The organism is Stenotrophomonas sp. STEN014 (assembly GCF_056760315.1).
The window spans coordinates 160072-176847 of record NZ_JBRREN010000006.1 but is presented as its reverse complement, the minus strand read 5'-3'; the positions used below and the strand labels follow the sequence as shown (position 1 = coordinate 176847).

At 67.5% G+C, this 16776-nt stretch carries 20 protein-coding genes; 6 read left to right on the top strand and 14 right to left on the bottom strand.

The genetic code is table 11. From position 1 onward, the window contains the following. Positions 1–6 precede the first annotated feature (6 nt). Genes ACVOMC_RS10485 through ACVOMC_RS10460 form a run of 6 tightly spaced genes read right to left on the bottom strand, consistent with a single transcriptional unit; the run spans position 7 to position 5568 of the window. Positions 7–780, bottom strand: coding sequence for a DUF1295 domain-containing protein (locus ACVOMC_RS10485; RefSeq protein WP_481523887.1), 774 nt, complete (start codon positions 778–780; stop codon positions 7–9). After that, positions 777–1313: a DUF2878 domain-containing protein gene (locus ACVOMC_RS10480; protein ID WP_481523886.1), complete on the bottom strand. Its 537-nt coding sequence runs from the start codon at positions 1311–1313 to the stop codon at positions 777–779. The genes ACVOMC_RS10485 and ACVOMC_RS10480 overlap by 4 nt, the downstream gene beginning before the upstream one ends. Further along, positions 1310–2563: a class I SAM-dependent methyltransferase gene (locus ACVOMC_RS10475; RefSeq protein ID WP_481523885.1), complete on the bottom strand. Its 1254-nt coding sequence runs from the start codon at positions 2561–2563 to the stop codon at positions 1310–1312. Before ACVOMC_RS10475 ends, ACVOMC_RS10480 begins: the two co-directional genes overlap by 4 nt. Beyond that, positions 2560–3336, bottom strand: a complete 777-nt coding sequence (locus tag ACVOMC_RS10470) for a DUF1365 domain-containing protein (RefSeq protein ID WP_481523884.1) — start codon at positions 3334–3336, stop codon at positions 2560–2562. The genes ACVOMC_RS10475 and ACVOMC_RS10470 overlap by 4 nt, the downstream gene beginning before the upstream one ends. Next, positions 3333–4601: an NAD(P)/FAD-dependent oxidoreductase gene (locus ACVOMC_RS10465; protein ID WP_481523883.1), complete on the bottom strand. Its 1269-nt coding sequence runs from the start codon at positions 4599–4601 to the stop codon at positions 3333–3335. Before ACVOMC_RS10465 ends, ACVOMC_RS10470 begins: the two co-directional genes overlap by 4 nt. Position 4602: 1 nt before the next feature. Next, positions 4603–5568, bottom strand: a complete 966-nt coding sequence (locus ACVOMC_RS10460; protein ID WP_481523882.1) for an acyl-CoA desaturase — start codon at positions 5566–5568, stop codon at positions 4603–4605. Between the two features lie 195 nt (positions 5569–5763). Here ACVOMC_RS10460 and ACVOMC_RS10455 point away from each other — a divergent pair, with 195 nt between their 5' ends. Next, positions 5764–6348, top strand: coding sequence for a sigma-70 family RNA polymerase sigma factor (locus ACVOMC_RS10455; protein ID WP_481523881.1), 585 nt, complete (start codon positions 5764–5766; stop codon positions 6346–6348). After that, entirely contained in the window at positions 6345–7013 is a 669-nt protein-coding gene (locus tag ACVOMC_RS10450) for a ChrR family anti-sigma-E factor (protein ID WP_481523880.1), read from the top strand. Before ACVOMC_RS10455 ends, ACVOMC_RS10450 begins: the two co-directional genes overlap by 4 nt. A 79-nt stretch (positions 7014–7092) precedes the next feature. Here the strand turns inward: ACVOMC_RS10450 and folE are convergent, their stop codons facing one another. The 4 genes from folE to ACVOMC_RS10430 all read right to left on the bottom strand — a co-directional run bounded on the left by folE (position 7093) and on the right by ACVOMC_RS10430 (position 10749). Beyond that, positions 7093–7803 carry a GTP cyclohydrolase I gene (folE, locus tag ACVOMC_RS10445; protein ID WP_481523879.1) on the bottom strand — a complete coding sequence of 237 codons (711 nt, stop codon included), beginning with the start codon at positions 7801–7803 and terminating at the stop codon, positions 7093–7095. 83 nt (positions 7804–7886) lie between these two features. Continuing rightward, positions 7887–9446 carry a cryptochrome/photolyase family protein gene (locus ACVOMC_RS10440; RefSeq protein WP_481523942.1) on the bottom strand — a complete coding sequence of 520 codons (1560 nt, stop codon included), beginning with the start codon at positions 9444–9446 and terminating at the stop codon, positions 7887–7889. Further along, entirely contained in the window at positions 9413–10174 is a 762-nt protein-coding gene (locus tag ACVOMC_RS10435) for a hypothetical protein (protein ID WP_481523878.1), read from the bottom strand. Before ACVOMC_RS10435 ends, ACVOMC_RS10440 begins: the two co-directional genes overlap by 34 nt. Further along, positions 10171–10749: a lipocalin family protein gene (locus ACVOMC_RS10430; RefSeq protein ID WP_481523877.1), complete on the bottom strand. Its 579-nt coding sequence runs from the start codon at positions 10747–10749 to the stop codon at positions 10171–10173. The genes ACVOMC_RS10435 and ACVOMC_RS10430 overlap by 4 nt, the downstream gene beginning before the upstream one ends. A gap of 201 nt (positions 10750–10950) precedes the next feature. On the opposite strand from ACVOMC_RS10430, the gene ACVOMC_RS10425 reads away from it, so the two are divergent. From ACVOMC_RS10425 to ACVOMC_RS10410, 4 genes are all read left to right on the top strand, one after another. Continuing rightward, positions 10951–11091 (top strand): DUF2256 domain-containing protein, encoded by a 141-nt coding sequence (locus ACVOMC_RS10425; protein ID WP_481523876.1) that lies wholly within the window; start codon positions 10951–10953, stop codon positions 11089–11091. 11 nt (positions 11092–11102) lie between these two features. Continuing rightward, positions 11103–11768: an SDR family oxidoreductase gene (locus ACVOMC_RS10420; RefSeq protein WP_481523875.1), complete on the top strand. Its 666-nt coding sequence runs from the start codon at positions 11103–11105 to the stop codon at positions 11766–11768. Positions 11769–11851: 83 nt separating this feature from the next. Beyond that, positions 11852–12616 carry an EAL domain-containing protein gene (locus tag ACVOMC_RS10415; RefSeq protein ID WP_481523874.1) on the top strand — a complete coding sequence of 255 codons (765 nt, stop codon included), beginning with the start codon at positions 11852–11854 and terminating at the stop codon, positions 12614–12616. After that, positions 12604–13896 carry a sensor domain-containing diguanylate cyclase gene (locus ACVOMC_RS10410; RefSeq protein ID WP_481523873.1) on the top strand — a complete coding sequence of 431 codons (1293 nt, stop codon included), beginning with the start codon at positions 12604–12606 and terminating at the stop codon, positions 13894–13896. Before ACVOMC_RS10415 ends, ACVOMC_RS10410 begins: the two co-directional genes overlap by 13 nt. Before the next feature lie 201 nt (positions 13897–14097). Here the strand turns inward: ACVOMC_RS10410 and ACVOMC_RS10405 are convergent, their stop codons facing one another. The 4 genes from ACVOMC_RS10405 to ACVOMC_RS10390 all read right to left on the bottom strand — a co-directional run bounded on the left by ACVOMC_RS10405 (position 14098) and on the right by ACVOMC_RS10390 (position 16607). Continuing rightward, positions 14098–14637, bottom strand: coding sequence for a GTP-binding protein (locus ACVOMC_RS10405; RefSeq protein WP_481523872.1), 540 nt, complete (start codon positions 14635–14637; stop codon positions 14098–14100). Further along, positions 14634–15587 (bottom strand): hypothetical protein, encoded by a 954-nt coding sequence (locus tag ACVOMC_RS10400; protein ID WP_481523871.1) that lies wholly within the window; start codon positions 15585–15587, stop codon positions 14634–14636. Before ACVOMC_RS10400 ends, ACVOMC_RS10405 begins: the two co-directional genes overlap by 4 nt. Positions 15588–15666: 79 nt before the next feature. After that, on the bottom strand, positions 15667–16026 hold the full coding sequence (locus ACVOMC_RS10395) for a roadblock/LC7 domain-containing protein (RefSeq protein WP_481523870.1): 360 nt from the start codon (positions 16024–16026) through the stop codon (positions 15667–15669). A 74-nt stretch (positions 16027–16100) separates the two neighbouring features. Continuing rightward, the gene (locus ACVOMC_RS10390) at positions 16101–16607 is read right to left on the bottom strand and encodes a roadblock/LC7 domain-containing protein (protein WP_481523869.1); all 507 of its coding nucleotides are present in this window, start codon (positions 16605–16607) and stop codon (positions 16101–16103) included. Between the last annotated feature and the right edge of the window lie 169 nt (positions 16608–16776).

Genomic DNA, 16776 nt, shown 5'->3' with positions numbered 1-16776 from the left:
ATACGGTCAGGGTTTGGGGAACCAGGGGAAGAACATCGGCGTGCGCCGCTGGTACTCCCGGTAGTCGTCGCCCCGCGTGCGCAGGGCCTGTTGTTCGGTGAACGGGATGCCGCTGATGAAGCGCAGGAACAGGTACATCAGGACCGGGCCGAGCAGGCCGAGCCAGACCAGCGGTCCGCCGAGCGCGGCCACGGCCCAGGCGCACCAGTGCAGCCATTCGAAGAAGTAGTTCGGGTGGCGCGAGTAGCGCCACAGGCCACGGTCACAAGTGCGGCCGCGGTTGGCCGGATTGGCGCGGAAACGGGCCAGCTGGGCATCGGCCAGTGATTCGCCCAGTACCGAGACCAGCCACAGCGCAGCGGCGCCGGCCAGCTGCAGCGGTGACGGGTCCGGGTGGGCGACCACGGCGGCCAGCGGCAGCGAGAACAGCACCACCAGCAGGGCTTGGAACTGGAAGAAGGCCAGGAACTTGCGCTGGTCGCCGTGCCAGTACTGGCGCAGGGCCAGGTAACGGCCGTCCTCGGCCTCGCTGCGCACACGCCGCCACAGGTGCCAGGCCAGGCGCAGGCCCCAGGCAGCGGCCAGGCCACCGACCAGGGCGCGCGCGGTCCAGGCGCCGCTGCCGCTCAACGCCAGCCACAGGGCCGAGCAGGCCAGGCCGAAGGCCCACAGCACATCGACGATGCCGGCATTGCTGCGCCGGCGCTGCCATTGCCAGCCCAGCAACATCAGCACGACGGCAAAGGCCCAGATCAAGAGCAGTTGGGTAGCAAGATTCATCGGGTCGGTCCTCCGGATTGATCAGGTGCCAGGCCACGTGCGGCCAGTGCCGCCAGCAGTGGCATCGCCAGCGCCCAGCCGGCGCCCAGCGCGAGCAGGCCGTGCCAGTCCGGCTCGCTGAACTGCACCGCCTGCCAGCCACGTGCTGCGCCCAGGTAGGCCAGCGGGCCGCCGATGGCGCCCAGCAGCGCGGCCAGCCACAGCCGCCGGTGCAGGTAGCCCAGCAGCGGCACGATCACCAGCGCGAAGGCCAGCCACAGCGCCAGGATCCAGGCCGGCGAGCCGGCCCACGGCCAAGGCGCGGCATAGGTCAGCAGGCCGCTGCCGGTCCACAGGTTTTCCAGCACCAGGCCGATGGCCAGCGCCGCCAGCACCAGCCGGGTCTCCAGCGCACGCTGCGGCGAGACCGCCAGCCGCCACAGCGCGAACAGCACCGCGCACAGCACGCCCGGCCACCACAGCCCGTGCCCGGCGCCGATCACCGCGGCAAACCAGGTGGCTTGGTAAACCAGCAGGATGGCCAGGTTGTTCATGCCGGCTCCACCGCGGCCGGGCGCCAGCCCGGCTTGGCCATCACCAGGTGCGACACGCCGATCGAACGCTCGCGGAAGCCACCCTCGCAGTAAGCCAGGTAGAACTCCCACAGCCGGATGAAACGCTCGTCAAAGCCCTGCGCGCGCACCGCCGGCAGCTGGGCCAGGAAGCGCTCGCGCCAGGCCTGCAGGGTGCGGGCGTAGGACAGGCCGAAATCCTCCAGCGCGATCAGCGCCAGGTCGCTGCTGCGGGTCTTGGAGGCCAGCATCGCGTTGACGGAAGGAATGAAACAGCCCGGGAACACGTGGCGCTTGATGAAGTCCACCGACTTCAGCGCCTGCTCGTAGCGGTGGTCCTCGATGGTGATCGCCTGCACCAGGGCCAGGCCGTCGGGCTTGAGCAGGCGGCCGATCTGGCCGAAGTAGCTGTCCTGGAAATCGGCGCCGACCGCCTCGATCATCTCGATCGAGACCAGCTTGTCGTACTGGCCGGTGAGGTCGCGGTAGTCCGACTGCAGCAGGGTGATGCGCGCGCCCAGCCCGGCCTCGGCGATGCGCTGGGCGGCTAGGTCGTGCTGTTCGCGCGAGATGGTGGTAGTGGTGACCCGGCAGCCGTAGTGGCGTGCCGCATGCAGGGCAAAGCCCCCCCAGCCGGTGCCGATCTCCAGCACATGGTCATTCGGCCCGAGCTTCAGCTTGCGGCAGATCAGGTCCAGCTTGCGGGTCGAGGCCGCTTCCAGCGTGTCCTCGGCGCCTTCCCAGCAGGCCGAGGAGTACATCAGGTCCGGCGACAGGAAGAGGCCGAAGAACTCGTTGCCCAGGTCGTAGTGGGCGGCGATGTTGCGCCGGCTGCCTTCCCGGGTATTGCGGCGCAGCGCATGCAGGGCCTTCATCGCCAGCCCGCCCAGGCGCGCGCTGCCGGTTTCCATGCCGTCGAGCAGGTCGCGGTTGCGCACCAGCAGCTGGATCAGCCCGACCAGGTCGCTGCACTGCCACAGCCCGTCCATGTAGGCCTGGCCGGCGCCGACGCTGCCGTGTGTGGCCAGTGCACGGTAGAAGCCCGGGTCGTGGATCTGCAGGGTGATGCTTGGGCCGCTGTCGGCCTGGCCGACCTGCAGCGTTCCCAGTGTGTCCTGGATCACCAGCTGGCCGTGGCCGAAGCCGGCCAGCTGCTGGTGCATGCGCTGGCGCAGGAAGCGGTCGAGGGCGCCGAAGCGGGGCGCGGTGCCGGTCTGCACGATGCTGTTCAAGGGGTGTCTCCGGAAACTCGGGGATGGGTGTGGAAGGGGGTGCGCTTGAGCCACAGGCGCAGCGCATGCCAGTAGATCGCGACCACCACCTGGGTGGTCATCAGCGGGTAGCGCCACAGCACCCGCGCCAGCGAGCCGCCGGTCAACGGCAGCCGGCGCAAGGAGAGCCGGGCATCGAACTCGCGCCGGTCGCCCTCGGACACCGCCATCTGCACCAGCAGGTGTTCGTCGGGCAGGCTGAAGCGCCAGTCGTAGCCGCGCTGCATGCCCATGAACGGGGAGACGTGGAAGGTCTTGTCGAACTCCCAGCGCAGCAGCCGGCCCTGCTGGCTGGCCTCGGCCAGCGGCAGCACGTAGGCATGGCGCTCGCGCCACGGGGTGTTGGTGATCTCGGCCACGATGCTGTGCAGGGTCTGGCCGTCGGCCTGGAAGCAGTAGTAGAAGCTGACCGGGTTGAAGCTCAGCCCGGCATAGCGCAGGTGGGTGAGCAGGCGCACCGGGCCGTCCGGGCGCTGGCCGGTGGCGGCCTGGACCCGGTCCTTGACCGCCTCCTTCAGCGGCCGGGTGGCCGGGCCGAGGAAATCGGCGCGCTCGAAGCGGGCCAGGTTGCGGCGGCCGACCGACCACAGCCAGCGCCCGGCAAACACCTGCTCCAGTTCGTCCAGGTCCAGGTAGAGCTGGGCCATCCGGTAGCCGAAGGCGTGCACGCGCGGGTGGTGGCGGTGGTGATGCACCACCCCCTCGTAGACCGCGCTGTGCAGTGGGCCGCTCATGCGCCGTGCCCGGCGGGGCCAGCGGGCCAGTCCTCGCCCAGCGCGCTGGCCACTTCGACCGCGCTGCGCATGCCGTCTTCATGGAAGCCCCAGCCCCAGTAGGCGCCGGCAAACCAGGTGCGGTTCACGCCCTGGATCTGTCCGCGCTGCTGCTGCGCGGCCACCGACTGCGGGGTATAGACCGGATGGTGGTAGTTGAGCCGGCGCAGCACCTTGGCCGGGTCGATCGCCTCGCTGCGGTTGAGGGTGACCACCAGCGGCTCGGGCGCGTCGATGCCCTGCAGCAGGTTCATGCAGTAGCTCACCGTGCACGGCGCATCCGGGGTGCCGGGCACGAACGCGTTCCACGCCGCCCATGCCTTGCGCTGGCGCGGCAGCAGCGAGGCATCGGTATGCAGCACCACCTCGTTGGGCTGGTAGCCGATCGCGCCGAGCACCGCCTGCTCGTCGCCACTGGCATCGGCCAGCAGGGCCAGCGCCTGGTCGCTGTGGCAGGCCAGTACGACTTGGTCAAAGCGCTCGCTGCCGGCCGCGCTGTCCACGCGCACGCCGTCACCGTCGCGGTGCACCGCCTGCACCGGGCAGGCCAGGCGTTCTTCCACCTGCCAGCGTGCACGCAGCGCGTCGACATAGCGTGCCGAGCCGCCGCGTACCACCCGCCACTGCGGGCGGTCGCTGACCTGCAGCATCTGGTGGTTGGCCATGAACTGGACCAGATAGCGCGCCGGGAACTGCAGGATCTGCTCCGGCGGCGAAGACCACAGCGCCGAGGCCATCGGCACCAGGTGATCGTCACGGAAGGCCTCGCCATAGCCATTGGCCTGCAGCCACTCGCCTAGGCCGGGGCCGGGGCCCTCGCCCTGGAGCAGGCTGTGAGCCTGGCGGTAGAAACGGAACAGGTCGCGCACCATGCCCAGGAAGCGTGGCGAGACCAGGTTGCGGCGCTGGCAGAACAGCGCATCCAGCGAGGTGGCGTTGTATTCCAGCCCGCTGCGGCCGTTGTGCACCGAAAAGCTCATGGTGGTGGGCTGGGTTTCCACACCCAAGGTCTGGAACAGCCGGGTCAGCAGCGGGTAGTGCTCCGGGTTGTGGACGATGAAGCCGGTGTCCACCGCGTAGGTGCGTCCGCCCAGGGTGATGTCGTGGGTGTGGGTGTGCCCGCCGAGGTAATCGTTGGCTTCAAACAGCACCACGTCGTGTGCGTGTGACAGCAGCCAGGCACTGGCCAGCCCGGCGATGCCCGAGCCGATGACGGCAATCCGCATCTCAGTGGCGCTCCTGGTTGAACACCCACGCGGGCACGGGCTTGAGGTCACGTACCAGCCCGAACAGGGCCAGCAGGCGCAGGCCGTACCAGGTCAGGTCCACTTCCCACCAGCGGAAACCCTGGCGGGCGCTGCTGGAATAGAAATGGTGGTTGTTGTGCCAGCCCTCGCCGAAAGTGAGCAGGGCCAGCAGGAAGTTGTTGCGGCTGTCGTCGTTGGTCTGGAAACGGCGGGTGCCGAAGCGGTGTGACAGCGAGTTGATGGTCACCGTGGCGTGGAATAGGACCACGGTGGAGATGAAGAACCCCCATACCAGCAGTTGCCAGCCACTGGTACCCAGCGCCGGCCAGAAGTGCTCCAGCAGCGCGCCCAGCGCGTACAGGCCCACGGCCATGGCCGCAGGCACCGCCACGTCATAGCGATCCAGCCAGCGCAGCTCCGGGTAGCGGGCCAGGTCCTGCACCCGGCTCAGGTCGGTGGCAAATGCTCCCCGGGTCATGAACCAGCCCATATGGCTGCGCCAGAAGCCGTGCCGCGGCGAATGCGGGTCCTGCGGCTGGTCGGCGTAACGGTGGTGGTGGCGGTGGTGCGCGGCCCACCACAGCGGCCCGCGCTGCACGCTGGCTGCGCCGATCAAAGCAAACACGAACTGCAGCACGCGCGAGGTGCGGAAGCTGCGGTGGGAAAAATAACGGTGGTAGAAGCCGGTGATGGCGAACATCCGCACGGCATACAGCAGGCCGGCCACCAGCAGTGCCACCGGCGAGACCCCGACCCAGATCACCGCCGCGCAGCCCAGGTGCAGCAGCAGGAACGGCACCACCCGCATCCAGTCGACGCGGTCGGCATCGGCCTCGTCCGGGGGCGGCGCGGCGCTGCTGTCAAACCACAGGCGCAGGATGCGTACCAGGGGGGCGGAAGCTGGGGGAGGTGTCGACATGTCGGGAGGAGCGTGGTCCAAAGGCATTACTGGCAATCCGCGTGGTTCGGTGGGTTGTACGGTATTGTCAGGGCATTGGATGCAGGTGAACGGGCCGTCTGCCTGCATCCAAACTGCAACGGTGCACGTACAACGGGTAAATCCCGTACCTTCGCGAACTGCCCTACCATGTGCCCGGAAGCCCATCACGGAGATCTGTCGCCCTTCGAGGCGGCCAGAGCCATGTCGATCACTGAAGCAGGTCCGGGCAATCCCGGTTACTGGTCCGGGCAGATGCAGGCCGTCGCCGTGCAGCGTGACCAGCGTTGCTTCCTGCGTATCTATGACCATTTCGCACCACGTGTACGGCTGTACCTGCGGGGACTGGGCGCGCCGGAAATGGTGGCCGAGGAGCTCGCACAGGAAGCCCTGCTGCGGCTGTGGCAACGTGCCGAGAGCTACGACCCGGCACGCAGCACGCTGTCGACCTGGCTGTTCCGGGTCGCACGCAATCTGCATATCGATCGTCTGCGCCGTGAAAGCCCCGGGCTGGCAGTGGAAATGGATGCCGATGAGGGAATGGAGTTCAAGCAGGAAACCGAGAATCCGGACTTCTCTTCAGCAGAGAGCTACGCGGCCCACGCCGACCTCAATGAACGTATCGAACGCCTGTCGGCCCTTCAAGCACGCCTGATCCGCATGTCCTATTTCGAAGCCAAGTCACACCAGCAGATTTCCGAGGAGGTCGGTATGCCGCTGGGCACGGTCAAGTCGCACATCCGGCGCGCCTTCCAGCAACTGCAGTCCAGCATGCAGGGGGCCGCATGATTCCGCGTCATCACCTGGATTCGGCCACGCTGGTCAGCCACGCCGCCGGTGCATTGTCCCCGGCGATGGCGGCTGTGGCGGCCACCCATCTGGATACCTGTGCGCATTGCCGCCGTCTGTTGACCCAGGCCGAGCATGTCGGCGGGGCGCTGCTGTTGCAGCAGCAGCCACCCGCTGCCTCGCCACGCGAGGCGCAATTGCGCGAGGACATCCTCGGCCGGCTGCGTGAACCGTTGCCCCCGCGGCCCAGCGAACCGCTGCCGTTGCCGGCGCACCCCTCCACCGAGGCATTGCCGCGGCCATTGCAACCGTATTTCGGCCGCACCTGGAAGGCGCTGCGCTGGCGCTGGGTGGCGCCTGGCGTACACATGATCCGGGCGCCGCAAATCGCCTCCGATACGCTGGTGCTGCTCAAGATTGCCCCCGGCAAGAGCCTGCCGCTGCACAGCCACGAAGGCAGCGAACTGACCCAGATCCTGCAGGGCGCCTACGACGATGCGCTGGGCCACTTCGGCCCGGGCGACATGGCCGACCTGGACAGCGAGATCGAGCACCAGCCGATCGTCTCGCCCGGGGTGCCCTGCATCTGCGTGGCCGCGCTGGATGGCCCGCTGAAGTTCAACGGCTGGCTGGCGCGCAAGATGCAGCCGATGGTCGGGCTGTAACCGGGCCGACACACCAATCAGAACGGCCCGCCGTAAGTATTCCGGCGGGCCGTTTGCGTTTGCGGCGCTGAGGCGTGGCTCAGTGCTGGTGGCGCAGCGACAGGAACTCGCGGCGCAGGGCCGGGTCGCTGAGGAACTTGCCGCGCATCACGCTGTTGGTCATTTTCGAGCCGTCGTCCTTCACTCCGCGCCAGTGCATGCAGTAGTGGTCGGCTTCCATCACCACCGCCAGGCCATCGGGCTTGAGCCGCTGCTCGAGCAGGTTGGCGATCTGGCTCACCGCCTCTTCCTGGATCTGCGGCCGGCTCATGATCCACTCGATCAGGCGGGCGTACTTGGACAGCCCGATCAGGTTGGAGCCGGCATCGGGCAGCACGCCGATCCAGACCCGGCCGATGATCGGGCACAGGTGGTGCGAGCAGGCGCTGCGCACGCGCAGCGGGCCGACGATCATCAGCTCGTTCAGGCGCTCGGCATTGGGGAACTCGGTCACCGCCGGGGCTGGTTGGTAACGGCCGGCGAACAGCTCGCGCACGAACATCTTGGCCAGGCGGCGGCCGGTGTCCTGGGTGTTGTGGTCGTTGTCCACGTCGATCACCAGCGCCCGCAGCAGCTCCTGCGCCTTGAGCGCGACTTCCTGCTCGATCGCGGCCAGCTCGCCCTCATGCAGGTGGTCGGCAATGTTGTCATTGGCATGGAAGCGCTGGCCGGCCCGGCGCAGGCGCTCGCGCACGCGCTCGGAAGCTTGCAGGGGATGCAGCGTCGTGGAATCAGGCAGGGGCTGGGACATGGCAGGACTCGCGGCAGTAAGGGGGGAGGGGGAGGGAGCAGGGCCGGCCGTGCAGGCAGGGTCCGGCCGCTGCGGGTGGAGGCTCACAGCGCCTCCAGATTGGCCAGCAGCTGCCCGGCCTGCTGCGCCAGCGCCTGGCGCCGGCTCTCGGGCATCCGTGCCAGCTGCCGGTAGGGCATGGCCAGGCGCGGGTTGCGGCCCAGGGTGTCGGCATGCCGTTCCAGAAAGTTCCAGTACAGCGCATTGAACGGGCAGGCCTTGGCGCCGGTGGGCAGGTCGCGGCGGTAGGGGCACTGGCCGCAGTGGTCGCCCATCCGGTGCAGGTAGGCCGCGGCGGAGACATACGGTTTGGTCGCGAGCAGGCCACCATCGGCGAACTGGCTCATGCCCAGCGTGTTGGGCAGCTCCACCCACTCGAAGGCATCGATGTAGATGCCCAGGTACCAGCGGTGCAGGGCCTGCGGCTCGAGCCCGGCCAGCAGGGCGAAGTTGCCGATCACCATCAGCCGCTGGATGTGGTGGGCATGGGCGTTGGCCAGCGACAGCTTGATTGCGCTGCGCACGCAGGCCATGCGGGTGTTGCCGGTCCAGAACCAGTCCGGCAGCGGCCGGGTGTGGCCCAGTGCGTTGCTGTCGGCATAACCGGGCATCTGCGCCCAGTAAACCCCGCGCACGTACTCGCGCCAGCCCAGGATCTGGCGGATGAAGCCTTCCACTGCGGCCATTGGCGCCTGGCCATCGCGCCCGGCCGCCTCGACCCGCGCGATCACCTCGGCCGGGCCGAGCATCTTCACGTTCAGGGCAAAGGAGAGCAGCGAGTGGAACAGGCGCGGGGCCTGCGCGCTGATCGCGTCCTGGTAGTCGCCAAAATGCGGCAGGCCGTAGTTGATGAAGGCCTCCAGCTGCTGCAGCGCCTCGCCGCGGTCCAGCGGCCAGCGCAGTGCGTGCGCGTTCGGCTCGCCGAAGCTGGCCACCCCGGCCGCGCTGATCGTCTGCCACAGCGGGCGCAGGTCATGGCGCGGGCGCAGGTCCGGCGGTTCGGGCGGGTCGCCACGCCAGGCCTTGCGGTTTTCCGCATCGAAGTTCCAGCGCCCGCCCAGCGGCTGGCCGTCGGGTTCGAGCAGGACCCGGTGGCGCTGGCGCATGTGGCGGTAGAACAGCTCCATCGTCCAGCGCTTGCGGCTGCCGAAAAAACGCGCCACCTCCTCCCGGCTGGTCAGAAAATGCGCGCTGTCCACGCAGTGCACCGCGATGCTCTGCTGCGCGGCGTACTGGCGCAGCTGCGCATCCAGCCGCCACTCGTCCGGGGCCTGGTATTCCAGCGTGCCGGCCGCGTGCCGGGCCAGCAGCGCGTCCAGGTTGGCGGTCAGCGACTGGCGGTTGTCCGGCGCATCGATGGCCAGGTAGCTGACCCGGTGCCCGGCGGCGCGCAGCTGGTCGGCAAAGCGCCGCATCGCCGCGAAGATCGCCAGGATCTTCTGCGCATGGTGCAGCACGTAGTCGGTTTCCTGGCGCATCTCCATCAGCACGTAGACCACGTCCGGGCGCACGCTGGCGAACCAGGGATGCCCGGGATTGAGCTGGTCGCCAAGCACCAGGCGCAGGCAGGTCACGGCTCGCTTTCCAGTTGCCGGGCCTGCCAGTGGGACAGGCCGATGATCAGGGTGGTCACCACCACCAGCACCGCCAGCGACAGTGCCACGGCCGCGGCTACGCCAGCCCCGGGCAGTGCCGAGGCCTGCTGCCGGGCATATACCCCGAGCAGTCCCCAGACTGCGGCCAGCGCATACCACGGGTTGCCGCGCAGCTTGATCAACACGACCAGCAACAGCGCCGCAGCCAGTGCGAACAGCACCAGCGTCCACGGCAGCATGGTGCGGGTGGGCAGCAGCTCGAACGCGACCACCACCTGTGCGGTGTTCAGGAATACCGCCAGCGACAGCCAGCCGGCATGCAGAGACAACGGCAGCCATTGCCACCAGGGGCCGCGGGGCTGGTTCCGGGTGGTTGAAACCATCCAGGTGGCGGCCAGCAGGCAGCCCAGGCTGAGCCAGATCACCGCCAGCGCCAGCCAGAACCATTGCTGGGCGAACACCACCATCCACAGCGACGTCAGCGCAAAGCCGGCCGCGGTGAGTTGGCGGATGCGGCGCAGCCGCAGGGAGTCGTCCCGGGTGAGCGCCTGGCCAAGGGCGAACACTCCATCGAGCAGGAAGATTGGCCCCCAGATGGCGAACGCATAGCCGGCGGCAACGATCAGGGTCGGGTAGCGGGCGGATATCTCGCCGTTACTCGGCCCAAGCAGGCCGGTATTGGAGAGCCAGCCCACCAGCGGCATCGACAAGGCCAACAGCAGTACCAGCCATTTCATTGGCATTCTCCGTGGAACGTGTCCTTGTCCTGGTCGGTTTCCGGCCAGCGTTGCGGGACGCGCTCGATCCGGCTGGGGTCATAGCCCAGCGCCGCGGCGCGATCGAGCATGGCCTGGTAGTCGGCGTCCGGCACGGCCGGGGTGCGCGCCATGTACCACAGGTAGTCTCGGGCATCGCGCACCACCATCACCTGGCTGTAGTCCGGTGCCAGCCAGCCGACCAGGTACTGCGCCTTGAACAGGCCGAAGAAGCGCACTTTCCACTCGGCATTGCCGGTGCCCGGCTGCACCAGGCCGGTGGAGGCCAGCAGCTTGACGGGTGCATCGAAGCTGTCTGGGCGGTAGCGGTACCAGGTGCAGACCTGGCCTTTGCTGTCCAGACGATAGGTCTCCACCGGGTTGTGGCTGCCACGTTCCAGACGTGTGGGGATGATGCCAATCACATACCAGCGGCCCATGAAGCGGGGCAGATCCACCGACTCGACCGGGGTGATGGGGGAGTGCTTGGCCTGGGCACAGCCACTGAGCAGGGCGGCCACCAGCAGCGGCAGGACGAAGGGGGGGGAAAGGCGCATGGCAGGCGTCCACGGTCGGAGGATGCAGGTGTTTACGCAGCGGCCATCGCTCTGGATGCATCCAGTGGCAGAGACGTTGCGTAGAAGCAGCGTGATCAGACGACCGCTCCACCACTTGAACTGCTACCTGCCTTGGCCGGCCGGGCGGGATGGCTGCAGCCCGAAGGCAGCCTGTCCGCTACCGGATGCGGAGGCGATCTGATGGCGCGGATGCTCAAAAAAACCGAGCTGCCGCAAAAGGTCTGCGCAAGCTGCGCGCGGCCGTTCACGTGGCGACGCAAGTGGGCGCGTGACTGGGACAGCGTGCGCTACTGCTCGCAACGCTGCCGTCAACACCGATAAGGAACAGGAAAATGGGCAAGCGGATTTTGTTGGTCGGTGCCACCGGTCTGGTCGGCCAGGGTGTGCTGCGCGTGCTGCTGCAGTCCGACAAGGTGGAATCGGTGAGCGTGCTGGTGCGGCGTCCCTTCACGGCCCCCGATCCCCGGGTGCAGGTGCTGCAGCTGGCGGATTTTTCCAGCGATGCGCTGGACGGTCTGGACCTGCGCGGCCTGGACGCCTGCCTGTACTGTGCCGGCCCGATGCCACTGGGAATGTCCGAGGCCGCCTACCGCGAGGCGACCGTGGCGACCCTGGAGCGGGTCGTGGTGGCCTATGCCGCGGCCAATCCGGCCGGTTATGTGGCCTACATCTCCGGCATGGGGGCCGATCCCGGCAGCAGGATGATGCCGCTGCGGGTCAAGGGGCAGGCCGAACAGGTGCTGGCACGCTCGGGGCTGGCCCATACCAGCCTGCGTCCGGGCGTGATGCGCCCGGTGCTCGGGGTGGCCTCGCCGCATCGGCTGCGCCGTGGCCTGTATGCCTTGGGGAGCCCCGTACTGGCGCTGGCCGCGGGTATCTGCCCGCAGGTGTTCACCAGCACCGAGGCGGTTGGCCGGTGCCTGCTGCGGCTGGTACTGGAGCCGCAGCAGCGGACAGCGGTCATCGAAAATGCCGGGATCGGCCGGCACGCCCGGTGATATCGGCCGGCCAAATGGCGTCTACCTTGCCCTGTACGGCATCGGCTATGCTCAGCGTCTTTAGCGCGCAGAGAGTAAACCGCATGCCTTCCATCGATATGCGTGCCGGTTGCGGCCTGTGCCGTGATGCGCAGCCACTGGATTTCGAATTCAGCTATGCCTTCCAGCCGATTGTCGATGTGCATGCCCACCAGGTGTTCGCCCATGAGGCCCTGGTGCGTGGGCCGGCGGGGGAGCCTGCCAACTCGGTGCTGTCACGTATCACGCCAGACAACCGCTACCCGTTCGACCAGGCTTGTCGCGACAAAGCCATCCAGATTGCCGCGCGGCTGCAGATGCGCTCGCATCTGTCGATCAATTTCCTGCCCAATGCGATCTACCGGCCCGAGCTGTGCATCCGCTCGACCCTGCAGGCGGCGCACCGTTATGGCTTTCCGGTGGAACGGATCATCTTTGAAACCGTGGAAGGGGAGCAGGTCAGCGATGGCAAATGGCTGGCCGAAATCCTGCGCGAGTACAAGCGGATCGGCTTCAAGACGGCCATCGATGATTTCGGCGCCGGTTTTGCCGGCCTGAACCTGCTGGCCGATTTCCAGCCGGATATCGTCAAGCTGGACATGGCCCTGATCCGCGGCATCGACCACAGCAAGCCGCGCAGGGCAATCGTGGCCGGGGTGGTGGCGATGTGCCGGCAGCTGGACATCGCGGTGATTGCCGAGGGCATCGAAAGCGCCGATGAGGCGCGCTGCCTGGCCGATCTGGGCATCAGTCTGATGCAGGGCTACTGGTTCGGCAGGCCGCAGTTCGAGTGCGCAGTGCCGGAAGAGGACATTCCGTGGACGATGTGACCACAGCCGGCGCGGAGAGCCAGTGGCTGGCACAGGCCGCACCGACTGTATTTGCCCATACCATCAGCCAGACCACCAGTGCCGTGTTGATCACCGACGCCAGTTTTGACGGCGGCGGTCCACGGATCGTCTACGCCAACCCGGCGTTCTGCCGGATGAGCGGCTACCGGGTGGAGCAGTTGATTGGCCGCAGCCCGCGCCTGCTGCAGGGCCCCCGCAGTGACCGTGCGCTGCTGGCCTCGCTGCGCGAGCACCTGCTGCAGGGGCTGCCGTTTACCGGCAGCACCGTCAACTATGCCGCCGATGGCAGCCCCTACACCGTGGAGTGGAGCATCTCCCCGGTGCGCAACGCCGAGGGGGTGATCGAACATTTCGTTTCGGTGCAAAGCGATATCAGCGCGCGGATCGCCGCCGAGCAGGAGCGGCGGCTGCTGTTGCAGGCGCTGGACGCTGCCGCCGATCCGATCCTGATCACCGGTCGTGACACCGGGGTGGTGTTCGTCAACGAGGCGTTCGCGCGGCTTACCGGCTATGCCGCCGAGGAAATCCTCGGGCAGTCGGCGCATATGTTGTATCCCTCGCACCAGGATCCGATGTTCCAGCGCAACTTGCGGGCCAGTCTGCGTCAGCGCCAGCCTTTCCGCGCCACCTTCATCTACCGGCACAAGAGTGGCAGGCCGGTGCATGTCGAGCAGAGCATCGCGCCGGTGGTCAATGCCGCCGGGCGCATTTCCCACTACATCAGTACCGGCAAGGATGTCAGCGAGCGCGTCGAGCGTGAATCGCGTCTGCTGGAGATGGCCACGATCGACAGCCTGACCGGCCTGTACAACCGCCATGCCGGTTCCGGGCTGCTGCGCCGGCTGGTCGATGAGGCGCGCCGCTCCGGGCACGCACTGAGTGTGATCCTGGCCGACATCGATTACTTCAAGGCGATCAACGATACCTATGGCCACAAGGCCGGCGATGACGCCCTGGCGCGAGTGGGCCAGGTGCTCAAGGCCTCGGTACGCGCGGACGATGTGGCCGTACGCTGGGGAGGCGAGGAATTTCTGGTGGTCCTTCCCCACTGTGATCTGTCCCAGGCACTGGAGCTGGGCGAACGGCTGCGCGCGGCCGTCGGGGCGACCCAGGTCAGCGAGCACGCGGCGTTTTCGCTGTCGATATCGGCCGGGGTGGCGCAGATGGCGGCGCAGGACACGGTCTCGGAGTTGTTGCGCCGCGCCGACCTTGCCATGTACCGCGCCAAGCGGATTGGCCGCAACAGCGTGGTTGGCTGAAAGAGAACGCTCGCGGTCAGTGCGATGGCGGCGCACCCTGCGGTCGGGACACAGCTGCAACCTTTGACGGCGGCGCTTACGGCAGCGATTTGCCACGTATATGCGGGCGCTGCCCGTCACGCGCCGCGATTGCCAACCCTTTAAATGCCCACCGTCATCCGCACGTGCCAATGCTGACCGTGGCAACGCGCCAGTGGCTGGTCAATGCCCGCCCGCGTAGCGGTAAGACAGCAAGGAGCGCACCAGGAAGGTCACCTGCGCCGCATCGCGGGCATCCACCCGCATCACCGGCAGGCGGAAGCCGGAAGCGAACAGCGCCTGGCGGAACTCCGGAACCAGCACCTCACCGTGCTGGTCGGTGCGGGTCAGGCCCACGGCCAGGCTGGCGTCGGGGGCGATGCGCGAGAACTCCTGCAGCAGTTCGACGGTCGAGCTGATCCGCTCGGGCTGCGCGGCATTGACCAGCACGATGATCCCGAGCGCTCCTTCGCAGACCATCGGCCACATGAAATCCAGGTAGCGCTGGCCGGGCACACCGTAGATGTGCAGCAGCTCGCCGTCCTCCAGCTCGATCGAGCTGTAGTCCAGGGCCACCGTGGTTTCCACCTTGTCGCCCTGCGCGTCCTGGCTCAACGGCATTTCCGTGCTCACCGGTTCGATATCGGAAATGGCGCGTATTGCGGTGGTCTTGCCTGCCCCCATGCCGCCGACAAAGACCAGTTTGTTTGCAGGAAGATTCATGCCTGTGCTGTCTTGAATAGAGTGAGGCCAAAACGACGCGCCACCCAGCTGAAGAAGCGGGAGTCCTCGCGGTGGCGACCGGGATGGGACGCGACGTTGCCGATGGTCGCGGTCTGGGCCAGGCCACTGGCGGCGGCCGCCGCGAACAGGGCGTTGACCGTGCTGACGGGGATCTGGCAACGCGCGGCCAGTGCATTGGCCTGCCAAGGGCGGGCATGCAGGCAGGCGACAGCCAGCAGCCAGCCGGCAGGGAGATCGGCACCCCACAGGTCGGGCCAGTGCTCCAGCTGCAACACCGTATCGGCACTGCCCGTGGGCAACAGCTGCGGGCGGTGCCGGGCCAGGCAGAAAAACAGCACCTCCAGCGATTGCCGCTGGGGCAGCCGCTGGCGGTAGGGGTGGTTGAAATCGGCACGGCTCAAGTCGCTGGATGCCCAGCGGCTGTCATCGAGCTGCGCGACCAGTTCTAACAGGCCCAGGTTCGCGGGCAGGGCCAGGCTGCGGGTGGCCGGATCAATCACCACCTGGAGCGCACCACATTGCAGCAGGTACAGCGTATCGACGGGGGCCTGCGTCTGCGCCAGCTGCAGCAGCAATGGCGGGGTGGCTTCCGGGCTGTTGCGGCGCCGGACGGCCAGCAGGGCGGACAGCTTCTGGTTCAGGCTGGCCACGGCGGCACCATGGGCCAACTGGTCGGCTGCGTCCGGATCGACGTGGCGGGAGATGATCAGGCTGGGGATGTCCATTTCCCGCGCCCGGGCCAGCACCGCCGCTGCCCCGGGCTCATCAATGCCGATCACCAGCAGGTCGGCCTTGCTGCCATTCCATGGCTGCAAAGTGGCGTCCAAGCGCTGTGCCAGCAACAGTGAACACGCCAGCTTCAGCCGGGTCTGGTGCAGCAGGTCCAGGCCAAAGGCGGCCACGTCAACGGTGCGGATGGGAGGACTCATCAGGGCAAGGGGAGCGAGCCAGGTGGCTGCCGTCCGGGGGCTGTGTAGCTGCCCGGACGCCAGACCGAAGTACAGGGAATCAGCTGAAATCCAGGGTCTTTTCAAACGCCTTGAGCTCGTGGCGGGCCATTGCCAAGTTGGCCCTGCTGCGGTCCAGGACCACGTACAGGAACAGCAACGGGTTGCTTTCCAGCGGACGGATCAGATGGTACTGGGTGCTCAGGGTGATCAGGATGTCTTCTAATGTGTCGTCAAGCCCGAGCTGGGAGGCCACGCGGCGCTTGGCGCGGACCACCTCGGTATTGCCGGCGGCGGCCAGTTCCAGGTTGATATTGCCGCCGCCATGCATTGCCAGTGCCATGCCGCTGTCGCTGTCGACCAGGGCGGTACCGACGAAACCAGACAGGGTGTTGAGCTGGTCGAGAATCAGGTTGGACATGGGAAAATCCTTGCAGGTAACAAAAAGAGCGGGCCGAGAAGGCCACGCCGGGGAGGGTCAGGTGCCGGTGGAGGTCAGCCGTTGAGCAAGGCGCCGAGGCGGGCGCCACATTCACGCGCATGGAAGCGCAGCACCGCCAGGTTCAGTGCACTGTCGGCCACGGCGGTGAGTGTCAGCGGGCTGTCGGCAGGGATGCGGATCAGCACCACATTGCCCAGTGGCGTGCAGATCGTGGCGTACTCGGCTTTGTCCAAAGCCAGCTCCCGCGATACCGTCTCGCCCAGGGTCAGGAAGGAGTTGGCCATTGCCGCCAGCCGGCGGCCATCGATCGGCAGCGAGGAGTCCTCGGCAATCGCGCGACCATCGGCGGTGGACAGCATCAGCAGGGACAGTCCCGGTTCGCGCTGGCGTGCGTGCGCAAGGACCGTCCTGATCGCGGCGGTGTCATAGCCTTGACGTGAAGCGGTATTGGCAGCGCTGCCGCCGACCAGTTGGGCGATGGTGCTGGGGTAAACAGGCCGTGGCGCGGTGTTCGCCGCTTGAGCGGCCGCACCGGATTGGCCGGTCACGCTTGGGGTCATGACAACATCTGCGATTAAAACAACTGGCGGCCTTTACGCAGGACCGGGGCAATTGGATGCAGTCCATGCGCAGGCGGTCACAGACAGCCACAGGGCAGTGCTGTCGCCATACGGGGAGGATCGCGCTCGTGCCCGGGATCACATCGCCGGACAACAGCTCATGTGCCGC